Origin of the sequence: Curtobacterium sp. CFBP9011 (assembly GCF_034045095.1) — a bacterium.
Taxonomy (GTDB): Bacteria; Actinomycetota; Actinomycetes; order Actinomycetales; family Microbacteriaceae; genus Curtobacterium.
Genome location: NZ_JAXCWN010000002.1, coordinates 25,622 through 37,924 on the forward strand (window position 1 = coordinate 25,622; position 12,303 = coordinate 37,924).

Sequence of the window (12,303 nt, forward strand, 5' to 3'; positions counted from 1 at the left end):
AGGTGCCCGAACTCCCCGAGGTCGAGGTCGTCCGCGCCGGCCTCGAACCCGCGGTCACCGGTGCGCGGGTCCTGCACGTGCAGGTGCTCGACGAGCGTGCCCTCACCCGGCACGACGGCCCGGCCGAGGACTTCGCGCACCGCCTGACCGGTCGGACGATCGCCGCCGCCGTCCGCCGTGGCAAGTTCATGTGGTTCCCGCTGAGCGACCAGGCAACACAGAGCGACCAGGCAACACAGAGCGACGAGGCAGCACAGAGCGACGAGGCAGCACAGAGCGACGACACGCAGCCCGAGGCCCTCGTCGCCCACCTCGGCATGAGCGGTCAGATCCTGCTCGGCCGCGACCGCCCCGCCGCCCGCCACCGCCGCATCGTCCTCGACGTCCAGCCGCCCGGCACGGACCGCGACGGTGCTCCGGAGACACCCGTCCAGCTCGAGTTCGTCGACCAGCGGACCTTCGGGTCGATGGCGATCGACCGGATGCTGCCGACGATCGACGGCGCTCCCGCCGGTCTGGCCGGCGCCGTGGACACGATCGACCCCGACGCGGCCTGGCGTCGCCGGATCCCGTTCCAGGTGTCGCACATCGCCCGCGACCCGCTGGACCCCGCGTTCGACGACGACCGCTTCCTGGCCGCGGCACGGAAGCGGTCGAGCGGCATCAAGCGGGTCCTGCTCGACCAGGGCGTCATCAGCGGCATCGGGAACATCTACGCCGACGAGTCACTCTGGGCAGCGAAGCTCCACCACGACCGCCCGGCCGACCGGCTGCCGCGTGCGACCCTCCGCGGGCTGCTCGACGAGGTCCGAGCGGTGCTGCGGCGCGCGCTGGAGGACGGCGGCACGAGCTTCGACGACCAGTACGTCAACGTGAACGGGCAGTCCGGCTACTTCTCGCAGCGCCTGGCGGTCTACGGGCAGCAGGGTGAGCCGTGCCCCCGGTGCGGCACGCCGATCGTGCGCGAGCCGTGGATGAACCGCTCCAGCCACCGTTGCCCCGTGTGCCAACCGAGGCCGCGCGTCCGCCTGCGTTAGCCTGACGCGGACGCCGAGGACCCCGGAGACCGCATGTACCTGAAGAGCCTGACCATCAAGGGGTTCAAGTCCTTCGCGCAGACGACGACGTTCGCGTTCGAACCCGGCGTCACGTGCATCGTCGGGCCGAACGGCTCCGGCAAGTCGAACGTGGTCGACGCCCTCGCCTGGGTGATGGGGGAGCAGGGTGCCAAGACCCTGCGCGGCGGCAAGATGGAGGACGTCATCTTCGCCGGCACCGCCACCCGCGGGCCGCTCGGTCGGGCACAGGTCACGCTGACGATCGACAACGCGGACGGGCTGCTGCCGATCGAGTACGCCGAGGTGACGATCGCCCGCACGCTGTTCCGCAACGGCGGCAGCGAGTACGCCATCAACGGCGAGAACTGCCGGCTGCTCGACGTGCAGGAGCTGCTGAGCGACACCGGCCTCGGTCGTGAGATGCACGTCATCGTCGGGCAGGGCCAGCTCGACAAGGTGCTGCACGCCACCCCGGAGGACCGACGCGGCTTCATCGAGGAGGCCGCCGGCATCCTCAAGCACCGTCGCCGCAAGGAGAAGACGCTCCGCAAGCTCGAGGCGATGCAGACGAACCTCACCCGGCTGTCCGACCTGGCGGGGGAGATCCGGCGCCAGCTCAAGCCGCTCGGTCGGCAGGCCGAGGTGGCCCGGAAGGCGCAGTCCGTCGCCGCGGTCGCACGGGACGCGAAGGCGCGGCTCTTGGCGGACGACGTGGTGCGCCTCCGCCGTGAGCTCCGGGACCACCTGGCCGTCGAGACCGGTCGGAAGTCCGAGCGTGGCGTGCTGCAGGAGCGGCTCGACCAGATCCGGCAGCGCCAGCAGCAGGTGGAGGCGAGCATGGTCGGCGACGACGTGGACCGCGCCCGGACCGTGGTGCACCGGCTCGAGAGCGTGCAGGAGCGCCTCCGCAGCCTGTCGATGCTCGCGAACCAGCGGCTGATGTTCCTGGCGCAGCAGGCCGAGGCGCCGCAGCAGGGTCCGACGATCACTCCTGAGCGGGTCGCCGGCGTCCGTGCCGAGGCCGACCGGCTCGACGACCGGGCGCGCGACATGCAGGCCGGCACGACGACCGTCGCTGAGCAGGTCCGGGCCGCCCGGGCCGCGCTCGACGCCCTCGACGAGCAGATCGCTGCGCAGGCCGCCCTGGTCGCGCAGCACGACCTCGACGGGCAGCGGCTGGCGAGCGCGGTGGAGGTGGCGCGGTCGAAGCGCTCCGCGGCGACGAACGACCGGGAACGTCGGGAGCGGTCGCTGACCGAGGCCGTCGCTCGTGCCGAGCAGGCGGCCGCCGCGCTCGAGGACGTCGGCCGTGACCCGGCTCTCGACACCGACGAGGACGCCCTCACCACGGCCCTCGCCACCGCGCGTGAGCAGCTCGACCACGCGCAGACCGACCGGGACGCCCACCGCGACCGGCTGCACACGCTCGAGCGTGAGCGGGACGCGCTGGACGCCCGGATCGCCGCCCTGGCGCTGTCGATCGACGTGCGCGACGGCTCCCAGGCCGTCATCGACGCCGGTCGTGCGGGCATCGTCGGCCGCCTGGCCGACCGCCTCACGGTGACGCCCGGGTTCGAGGCGGCCGTCGCCACGGCGCTCGACGGCCTGGCCGACGCCGTCCTCGCCGACGACCGCGCGGTCGCACTCGGCGCCGTCGAGCACGCCCGGTCCGCCGACCTCGGCCGCATCGACGTGGTCGTCGCCGACGTTGCCGGCACCGGTTCCCGACTGCCCGCCGTGCTGCCGTCGTCGGTCCGCCGGGCGCTCGACCTGGTGCAGGGCCCGCCCGCCCTCACCGCCCTGCTGGCCGACACGCTGGTCGCGGACGACGACGTCGACCTGGAGGCCGTGCTCGCCGCCGCCCCGGACGCCACGGTGGTCACGCGGTCCGGCGACCTGGTCCGCGCCGCCCGGGTGACCGGCGGCGGGGCACGGACCACGTCCCGCATCGAGCTCGTCGCCGACCGGGACGCCGCCGAGACGCGACGACAGACCGTGGTGACCGAGGCGGAGGAGGCGGCCACGGGCCTCCAAGCCGCGCGGACCGCGGTCGAGACAGCACGACGCGCGGTGGACGAGGCCGACCATGCCGCGCGTGAGCACGCCCGCGCGAGCGCCGAGTACGACCGGGCCAGCGCGTCCGCCCGGGCCCGCGCCGAGAACACCGCGGCCGAGGTCGACCGTCTGCGTGCTGCCCTGGCCGAGACCGACGGCACGACGGTCGCGACCGACGCGGCGCTGGCCGAGGCGGAGACCGCGCTCCGGCAGTTCACCGACCGGCCGAAGCCCGTCGTCGACGCGTCGGCCCGACCGGCGGCGCAGGACGCGGTCGACGCCGCCCGGGCCGCCGAGATCGAGCACCGGCTGCAGGTCGAGACCGCCCGGGAACGCGCGCGTGCCGAGCGCCGACGCGCCGACCAGCTGGAACGGCAGCTCGAGGCCGAGCGTGCCGCGGCCGAGGAAGCAGCCCGGCTCGCGGTCATCCGCCGGGCCCAGATCGCCTCGGCCGAAGGGGTGCTCGCAGACCTGCCGGTGGTCCTGGCCGCGGTCGACCGGTCCCTCGCCGAGGCGCGGGTGCAGCTCGCGTCGGAGGAGTCCGAGCGGTCCCGCCGCAACACCGAGCTGCAGACGATCCGGAACGAGGAGCGCGAGCTGCGCGACCGGTTGCAGACCCTCACCGACGGTGTGCACTCGCTCGAGATGGAGATCTACGAGAAGCGGCTGCACGTCACCGGGGTCCTGGACCGGGCGCAGAGCGAGCTCGGGCTGGGGGAGTCCGTCCTGGTCGCGGAGTACGGGCCGGACGTCCCGGTGCCGGTCGACGTGCTGGTCGACCCGAGGGTGCTGGCACGACGGCACCGGGAAGCGGCACGGGCGGCGGCAGCGGTCACCGGCGACGACACGACCGCGGACACGACAGCGGTCACGACCCCGGAGACGGACGTCGACGCCGATGCCGACACGGACACCGAGCTCGTGGACGCCGAGTCGACCCTGCCCGGCGGACCGGCGCTGCCCGAGTTCGAGGCGCCCGACGTCGACCCCGCCACCGTCCCGACCACCCCCTACGTCCGCGAGGAGCAGGAGCGCCGACTGGCCGCCGCCGAGCGGGACCTCGGCCGGCTCGGCAAGGTGAACCCGCTGGCGCTCGAGGAGTTCCAGGCGCTCGAGCAGCGGCACGCGTTCCTGTCCGAACAGCTCGAGGACCTGCAGCAGACCCGCACCGACCTGCTGACGATCATCGAGGAACTCGACGGCAAGATGCAGACGATCTTCGCGTCGGCGTTCGAGGACACGCAGGCGGCGTTCGACATCGTGTTCCCGATCCTGTTCCCGGGCGGTTCGGGTTCGATCTCGCTGACGAACCCCGACGACATGCTCACCACGGGCATCGACGTGCAGGTGAAGCCCGCCGGCAAGAAGATCGACCGGCTGACGCTGCTGTCCGGCGGCGAGCGGTCCCTGGCGGCGGTGGCGCTCCTGGTGGCGATCTTCACCGCGCGGCCGAGCCCGTTCTACATCATGGACGAGGTCGAAGCGGCCCTCGACGACGCCAACCTGGGCCGTCTGCTCACCGTGTTCGGCCGCCTGCGCGAGGCGTCGCAGCTCATCGTCATCACGCACCAGAAGCGGACGATGGAGATCGCGGACGCGCTGTACGGGGTGTCGATGCGGCAGGACGGTGTCTCGGCGGTCGTCGGCCAGCGGGTGCAGCGGCCGGAGCCGCCGGCCGAGCCGGCGGTCGCGTAGCCGCCGCGGAGCGGCTGATGGGCGAGCCTCGGCTCGGCGGACACTCCGTGCCGACGGGGCGGCGTGATCTGTCCGCCGGACCGAGCCTCGGCCGTCGCGGCCGTACCCACGACGGACGGGAGGCCCGGTACCAGCTGGTACCGGGCCTCCCGTCCGTCGTGGAGGGACGCCTACTTCGCGTCCGCCTGGACCTCCGACGGCTTCTCGCCCGCCGGGGTGAGGCCGCGCTGCTGGCGACGCTTCGACACCACGAGGCTGGCGACCGTCGCGACGGTGATCGTCAGCAGGATGAACCCGAGCGAGAACCAGATCGGGATCTCCGGGGCCCACTCGACGTGCTGCCCGCCGTTGATGAACGGCACCTCGTTGACGTGCAGCGCGTGGAAGACGAGCTTCACGCCGATGAAGGCGAGGATGACGGCCAGACCCTGACCCAGGTAGATGAGCCGTTCGAGCAGCCCGGCGATCAGGAAGTACAGCTGACGGAGACCCAGCAGCGAGAACGCGTTCGCGGTGAACACGATGAACGCGTCCTGGGTGAGACCGAAGATCGCGGGGATCGAGTCGAGCGCGAAGAGGACGTCGGTCAGACCGATCGAGACCATGACGAGGAGCATCGGGGTGAAGAGGCGCTTGCCGTTGACCCGGGTGGTCATGCGGTCACCGTCGAAGTGGTCCGAGGTCGGGATGACGCGGCGGAGCAGTCGGATGAGCTTCGAGTCGCCGTCCTCGGCACCGTGCTCGTCGCCGCCCTTGGCCTGCGACCAGGCGAGCCAGAACAGCAGGATGCCGAACAGGTAGAAGACCCACGAGAAGTTCTCGATGATCGTGACACCGAGGGCGATGAAGACACCGCGGGCGACGAGGGCGATCGCGACACCGACCAGCAGGACCTTCTGCTGGAACTCCTTCGGCACCGCGAAGGTCGTCATGATGATGAGGAAGACGAAGAGGTTGTCGACGGACAAGGCCTTCTCGGTCAACCACCCGGCGAAGTACTCACCGCCGGCCTGTCCGCCGCCGAACACCCAGACGCCGACACCGAACAGGATCGCGAGGGCGATGTAGACGACCGACCAGAAGGCCGATTCGCGGATGTGCGGCACGTGCGGGGTGCGCACGTGCGAGAAGAAGTCGAACACGAGCAAGGCGAGGATGCCTGCGATCGTGAAGAGCCACACGTACAGGGGGACGTCCATGGAGAGCCTCCAGGTCAGGGGCGTGCCACAGGAAAGTGGGTACGCCGGAGCCTGAAGGTCTCTTCCGCCGCGGTCCGGGTCGAGTGGAGCAGACCGGGCCGCGACCGACGCCCCGGGTCCGGGTCGTTCCGGACCGTACTGACGGGGTCGCCGAGAGGGAATACTCCCCTTCGCGAGTTCGATGCTAGCGAAGGTCCGCCCCGGTCGCGCACCCGTAAGCTGGGAACATGGCGAGTAGTTGGTCCCTGTCCTCCCGGCTCCGTGGTCTCTTCCAGCGGAAGACCATCGACGAGACCACGTGGGAGGACCTCGAGACCGCGTTGATCGGCGCGGACTTCGGTCCCGACATCTCCGAGGAGATCATCGAGGACCTCCGCGCGCGGGTCGAGCGCTACGGCACGACCGACCCCGCCGACCTGAACCGCATGTTGCGCGAGGTGCTCGAGGAGCGCCTCTCGAAGCTCGACACGACGCTCAAGCTCAGCGCCCGTCCGGCCGTCGTGCTCGTCGTCGGGGTGAACGGTGTCGGCAAGACCACGACGATCGGCAAGTTCGCGAAGTTCCTCCGCACCTACGACCGCACGGTCCTGGTCGGTGCGGCGGACACCTTCCGCGCCGCCGCGGTCGAGCAGGTCGCGACGTGGGCCCAGCGCGCCGGCGTCGACGTCGTCCGTCCCGCGCAGCCCGGGCAGGACCCGGCCTCGGTGGCGTACCAGACGGTCGAGCGGGCGATCCGCGAGGGCACCGAGATCGTCGTCATCGACACCGCCGGTCGCCTGCACACCAAGGCCGGGCTGATGGACGAGCTCGGCAAGATCAAGCGCGTGGTCGAGAAGCAGACCGAGATCGCCGAGGTCCTGCTGGTCCTCGACGCGACGACCGGGCAGAACGGCCTGGCCCAAGCGCAGGCGTTCATCGAGGGCGCCGGGGTGACCGGGCTCGTCATCACGAAGCTCGACGGCTCCGCGAAGGCCGGCTTCGTGCTGAGCGTGCAGGAGAAGACCGGGATCCCGATCAAGCTGATCGGCCAGGGCGAGGGCATCAACGACCTCACCGGTTTCACGCCGCACGTCTTCGTCCAGAACCTGGTCGGTTGAGCGCCGCCGCACCGTCGACGGCGCACCGCCTCGACGACCGGGTCCGGAACCGGCGCGACGGCACGCGACGAGGCGGCGAGCGCCGGGTCCCGGTGCTCGAGGTCGTCGTCATGTGCATCGTCGCCGTCGCCCTGACGATCGGCAGCCTGCTCCACAAGCTGCAGTGCGCGGTCCCGGGCATCGACTTCGTGTCGGCGACCGGCAAGGCGTGCTTCGCCGACACGGTCAGCCTCTTCTCGAGCCGCGGCCTGGGCACCCACGTGTTCCCGTACGTGCAGCCGCTCGGCGAGAACGGCCTCCCGCCGGGCAGCCTCGAGTACCCGACCCTCACCGGCCTCTGGGCGTGGCTGAGCGCCCTGCCGGTGGACTCGCTGCGCGGGTTCCTCGTCGTGACGGCGCTGACCTTCGTGCCGGTGGTCGTCGTCACGGTCGTGGGCCTCTCGCTGGTCGCCGGTCGTCGGGCGTGGTTCTTCGCCGCGACCCCGCCGCTGTTCCTCTACGCCCTCTACAACTGGGACCTGCTGCCGGTCGCGTGCACGGTCGTGGCCGTCGTCGTGGCGGTCCGCTGGCCGGCCGGGCGGGCGCTCGTCTGGCGCGCGGTCGTCGTCGGCGCGCTGTTCGGCCTCGGCGGGGCGTTCAAGTTCTACCCGCTCGTCTTCGTGGCGCCGTTCGTCCTCGCCCTGCTCGTCGACGCGACGGCGGCCTGGGGCGACCGACTGCGGCGCACCGCCGGCGCCGTCGCCGGCTCGGTGGGCGTGGTCCTCGTCGCGAACGTGCCGTTCGTGCTGGTCGAACCGGAGTCGTGGTTCTCGATCATCCGGTACCAGGGCATCCGGGACATCGACAACGCGACGCTCTCGGTCTGGTACTACGCGTTCCAGCCGTGGTCGTCCGCCGACTCGCCCACGTTCCAGCACACGCTGAACCTGCTGGCCACCGGTGCCACCGCGATCGCGTTGCTCGCCGTGCTCGTGACCGGCCTGGTGCTCGGCATCCGCCGCGGCCGCATGCCGTGGATAGAGACGAACGCGGCGATCCTCTGCGCCTACCTGGTGGCGAACAAGGTCGACTCGCTGCAGTACGCGCTGTGGCTCGCCCCGTTCTTCGTCCTGGTGCGCATCCGGACGGGCTGGATCGTCGCCTACCTCGCCGCCAACACGCTGCTCTTCGCCGGCTGGTTCCGGCACATCCACCTGCAGGCATCGGGCACCACGGTGCGCACCTACGCCGACGAGGCCCTGTCCATCGGGGTCTGGGCGCAGATCATCCTGCTGCCGATCCTCGTGGTGGTGTTCCTCCGTGCCCGCGCGGTCGACGCGGACCAGGCGGTCGACGCGCACCAGTCGGTCGACGCGGACCAGGCGGTCGACCCAGACCGAGCGACCCACCCAGACCGGGCGACCCACCCGGGCCGGGCGACCGACCAGGGCCCGGCGGACGAGGCGCACCCGCCGGACGGGGAGCATCCGGCACCGGTGGCGCACCGCACGGTCGCAGGCCCGAGCACGGCGTCACCCACCGACGTGTAGCGTCCGGGACGACCTGCCCCGATCGAAGAGGAACACACCCATGCCCGCACTGCTCATCATCGCGATCATCGTCGGCATCGTCCTGCTGGTCACCGGCATCGTGAGTGCCGCCCTCAAGGCCCTGCTGTTCATCGGCATCGTGCTGATCGTCCTGGCGGTGGTCGGCTGGATCCTCCGCCGTGTCCGCGGTGGCGGTTCGCGCGTCTGACCGACGCGACCACGCGCACGACGGGAGGCTCCCCACCAGCAGGTGGGGAGCCTCCCGTCTGTCCGAGCGCGACCGCCCGTCCGAGCGTGACCGTCCTCCCGTGCGTGACCGCCCGTCCGTGCGTGACCGCCCGTCTGCGATCTCCCGCGGACGGTCCGCGGCCCGTCGTCCGGCCCGACGGATGTGGGTCGGTGCACCCACCGGCCACCGGCCACCGGCCACCGGCCACCGGCCGCCGGCCACCGACCCGGTGCCGGTCAGACGGCCTGCCGGCCCGGCGACGCGTCGAGCAGGTGCGCCAGGTGCTCCGGCACGGTGCCGCCGCGCGCGACCGTCGCCCGGGCCCACAGCCGTCCGGCGCGGTACGAGGACCGGACGAGGGGCCCGGCCAGGACGCCGGCGAAGCCCATGTCCTCGGCGAGCTCGCGGAGGGCGACGAACTCCTCGGGCGCGACCCAGCGGGCGACGGGCAGGTGCCGAGGTGAGGGCCGGAGGTACTGCGTGAGCGTGATGATGTCGGTGCCGGCGTCGTGGAGGCGCTGCAGGGCGTCCTCGATCTCGTGCCGCTCCTCGCCCATGCCGAGGATGAGGTTCGACTTGGTCACCAGTCCGGCGTCCCGGCCCTGGGTGATGACGTCGAGGGACCGCTCGAAGGTGAACGCCGGTCGGATGCGCTTGAAGATCCGGGGGACGGTCTCGACGTTGTGCGCGAAGACCTCGGGGCGGGCGTCGAACACCCGGCCGAGCTGGTCGGGTCGACCGGAGAAGTCGGGCACGAGGATCTCGACCCCGGTGCCGGGCGAGTGCTCGTGGATGGCACGGATCGTCTCGGCGTAGAGCCAGGAGCCCCCGTCGTCGAGGTCGTCCCGTGCCACCCCCGTCACGGTCGCGTACCGCAGCTGCATGGCGGCGACCGAGTCGGCGACGCGCCGGGGTTCGTCACGGTCGAGGGGTTCGGGCTTGCCGGTGTCGATCTGGCAGAAGTCGCACCGGCGCGTGCACTGCGAGCCGCCGATGAGGAACGTCGCCTCGCGGTCTTCCCAGCACTCGAAGACGTTCGGGCAGCCGGCCTCCTGGCAGACGGTGTGCAGGCGCTGGTCGCGCACGAGGTCGGTCAGTTCGCGGTACGCCGGGCCCTGCGACGCGCGGGTCTTGATCCACGCCGGCTTGGTCTCGATGGGCGTCTCGGCGTTCCGGGCCTCGACGCGGAGCATGCGGCGGCCTTCCGGGGCGAGGGTCATGCTGCGGTCTCCTGTCGCTGGCGGGTGCTGGTGCCGGTGCGTGCGGTGTCGCGAGCGGCGGTGCCGACCGGGAGGCGCGGCGCGCGTCCGGTGGACGGCTCGCCGTCGTCGCGGGGCCGAGCCGGGTGCTGCGCGGGCAGCGCGTCGACGGCGGCGAGGACGCCGGCGGTGACGACGTCGAGGACGTCCGCCACCGCGACCGACCGTCCGGCGGCATGGCTCAGGGTCGTCACGCCGGCGTCGGCGATGCCGCACGGGACGATGGCGGCGTAGGCGTCGAGGGCGTTCGCGCAGTTGAGGGCGATGCCGTGCGTCGAGACACCCTGAGCGACATGGAGTCCGACCGCCCCGACCTTGGCCGCGGTCGGACCCGTGCCGACCCAGGCACCACTGCGACCCGGGACCCGGCGGGTGGGCACCCCGACGGAGGTCGCCGCGTCGATGAGCACCTGTTCGAGGGAGCGGACCCAGGCGACGACGTCGAGCGGCTCGCCGAGCCGGACGATCGGGTAGGCCACGAGCTGCCCCGGCCCGTGCCACGTGATCCGGCCGCCGCGGTCGACCTCGACCACGGGCGAGCCGTCCGTCGGCAGGTCGGTGGGCTCGGTGCGCCGGCCGGCCGTGTACACCGACGGGTGCTCGGCGAGCACGAGGGCGCCCGGGGAGCGCCCGGCCACGACGTCCGCGTGCAGGGCACACTGCAGCGCGAGTCCCTCGGCGTAGGGGAGCGGGCCCGGCCAGCGGACGACGTCGATCTCCGGCATGCCGCGAGCGTAGCCAGTAGTTGGACGCAGTACAACAACCACGCGCTTGCAATGCTCTGATCGACAGAGTATCTTCGCCGCATGAGCACCGCCGAGATGCGCGAACCGACCCTGCTCGTGCTGACCTCCCTCGCCGGAGGGCGCAAGCACGGCTACGGCCTGATCGGCGACGCCGCCGACCTGTCCGACGGGCGGGTGCGCCTCAAGGTCGGCACGTTGTACGCCGTCCTCGACCGGCTGCTCGACCAGGGCCTCGTCGCTGCGGCGGGGGAAGAGGTCGTCGACGGCCGACTGCGCCGGTACTTCGATCTCACCGATGCCGGTGCCGACGCCCTCGACGCCGAGGTCCGCCGCATCGAGGCCAACGCCGCTGCCGCACGGGCACGGCTCACCGCGTGGCGGCCGGCCCCGGCCACACGCAGCATCCACATCCGACTGGGGGGAGTGTCGTGACGAACACGAGGCTGGGACAGGGCACGAGGCTGGAACGCGACTACGGGCGGGCGCTCGGGTGGTACCCGATGCGGTGGCGCCGGACGCACGGACCGGCGATGCTCGGGACGCTGCTCGACGTCGCCGACGACGAGGGACGCAGTCGACCCGCGCACGGGGAACTCGCGGAGCTGCGGTGGCAGGGGGTGCGCGAACGGGTGAACACCGTCGTGCCGGGGGACGTCCGGGCGCTCGCCGCGTCGATCGGGACCGGGTCGATGGCCGGGTTCGCCCTCGTTTACCTGGTCTGGGTGTCCTGGGGACCGTGGGACGCACGGCCGCTCGCCCCGAACCAGTACGACACCTTCGGGCCGTTCTGGAACGCCGGCGTGCTGTTCTGCGTGCCGTTCCTGCTCGGTGCGCTCGCGGCGGTGGCCGGGTCGCGTGCCGCCGCGCACCTCTTCGTGCTCGTCGGGCTCGTCGCACTGCCGATCGTGACCGTCATGGTCCGCGCAGACGTCGGGCAGCCCGGCCCGCGGTCGACCACACTCGGTGCCGCTCTCCTGCTCGGGCTCGTCGCACTGCTCGGCGATCCCCGTGACCGGCGAGCGCTGCTGTCCACGTTCGCCGTCGTCGGCGGAGGGCTCGTCTTCTACGCGGTCTGGCTCCCACCGACCGGCAACTCGTGGCGCCTCGTCACCGTGGGCGACGGCGGGTTCTGGGGCTCCGTCGCGGCGCCGTGGATGACGGCCTCCGCCGGCGTGACGGTCGCCGTCGTCGTCGTCGTGCTCCTGGTCCGGCGGCGACCGGTCCCCGCGGCTGCGCTCGCACTGGCGTGGTTGCCCTGGGGTGCGGCGACGACCGTCACCCTCCGCTTCTTCGCGGACGAGCCCGCGGACGCGGTCGTGGTCGCCGCCGTGTCGGTGGCCTTCGCGGTCGGGGCCGTAGCGGCCGCCGCCCGTCGCCCGACCCGTCGCCGACGCGAGCAGGCGTGAGCGGCACCGGCGGGGCGGCGGCGGGCCGCG

The 12,303-nt window shown here is 72.4% G+C and carries 10 protein-coding genes; 7 read left to right on the forward strand and 3 right to left on the reverse strand.

Annotated features, from left to right (window positions below):
• Positions 1 to 2: 2 nt before the first annotated feature.
• Complete coding sequence (mutM, locus tag SOM35_RS04425; RefSeq protein WP_320514535.1) at positions 3 to 1,037, forward strand: bifunctional DNA-formamidopyrimidine glycosylase/DNA-(apurinic or apyrimidinic site) lyase; 1,035 nt, start codon at positions 3 to 5, stop codon at positions 1,035 to 1,037.
• 33 nt (positions 1,038 to 1,070) lie between these two features.
• Complete coding sequence (locus tag SOM35_RS04430) at positions 1,071 to 4,808, forward strand: chromosome segregation SMC family protein (protein ID WP_320514536.1); 3,738 nt, start codon at positions 1,071 to 1,073, stop codon at positions 4,806 to 4,808.
• 170 nt (positions 4,809 to 4,978) lie between these two features.
• On the opposite strand, the gene SOM35_RS04435 is transcribed toward SOM35_RS04430, so the two are convergent.
• Positions 4,979 to 6,007: a TerC family protein gene (locus tag SOM35_RS04435; protein WP_320514537.1), complete on the reverse strand. Its 1,029-nt coding sequence runs from the start codon at positions 6,005 to 6,007 to the stop codon at positions 4,979 to 4,981.
• 227 nt (positions 6,008 to 6,234) lie between these two features.
• Between SOM35_RS04435 and ftsY the strand changes: the two genes are divergently transcribed.
• Genes ftsY through SOM35_RS04450 form a run of 3 tightly spaced genes read left to right on the forward strand, consistent with a single transcriptional unit; the run spans position 6,235 to position 8,841 of the window.
• Complete coding sequence (gene ftsY, locus SOM35_RS04440) at positions 6,235 to 7,104, forward strand: signal recognition particle-docking protein FtsY (RefSeq protein ID WP_216261016.1); 870 nt, start codon at positions 6,235 to 6,237, stop codon at positions 7,102 to 7,104.
• The gene (locus tag SOM35_RS04445) at positions 7,101 to 8,633 is read left to right on the forward strand and encodes a hypothetical protein (RefSeq protein WP_320514538.1); all 1,533 of its coding nucleotides are present in this window, start codon (positions 7,101 to 7,103) and stop codon (positions 8,631 to 8,633) included. The genes ftsY and SOM35_RS04445 overlap by 4 nt, the downstream gene beginning before the upstream one ends.
• Positions 8,634 to 8,673: 40 nt before the next feature.
• Positions 8,674 to 8,841 carry a hypothetical protein gene (locus tag SOM35_RS04450; RefSeq protein ID WP_216261028.1) on the forward strand — a complete coding sequence of 56 codons (168 nt, stop codon included), beginning with the start codon at positions 8,674 to 8,676 and terminating at the stop codon, positions 8,839 to 8,841.
• Positions 8,842 to 9,098: 257 nt separating this feature from the next.
• On the opposite strand, the gene lipA is transcribed toward SOM35_RS04450, so the two are convergent.
• Together lipA and lipB are read right to left on the reverse strand one after the other, a co-directional pair.
• Positions 9,099 to 10,082: a lipoyl synthase gene (gene lipA / locus SOM35_RS04455; protein ID WP_320514539.1), complete on the reverse strand. Its 984-nt coding sequence runs from the start codon at positions 10,080 to 10,082 to the stop codon at positions 9,099 to 9,101.
• Positions 10,079 to 10,846, reverse strand: coding sequence for a lipoyl(octanoyl) transferase LipB (gene lipB, locus SOM35_RS04460; protein WP_320514540.1), 768 nt, complete (start codon positions 10,844 to 10,846; stop codon positions 10,079 to 10,081). The genes lipA and lipB overlap by 4 nt, the downstream gene beginning before the upstream one ends.
• Positions 10,847 to 10,927: 81 nt before the next feature.
• Between lipB and SOM35_RS04465 the strand changes: the two genes are divergently transcribed.
• A complete protein-coding gene (locus SOM35_RS04465; protein ID WP_320514541.1) occupies positions 10,928 to 11,299 on the forward strand; it encodes a PadR family transcriptional regulator in 372 nt (123 codons plus the stop codon).
• Entirely contained in the window at positions 11,296 to 12,273 is a 978-nt protein-coding gene (locus SOM35_RS04470) for a hypothetical protein (RefSeq protein ID WP_320514542.1), read from the forward strand. Before SOM35_RS04465 ends, SOM35_RS04470 begins: the two co-directional genes overlap by 4 nt.
• The last annotated feature ends 30 nt before the right edge of the window (positions 12,274 to 12,303 follow it).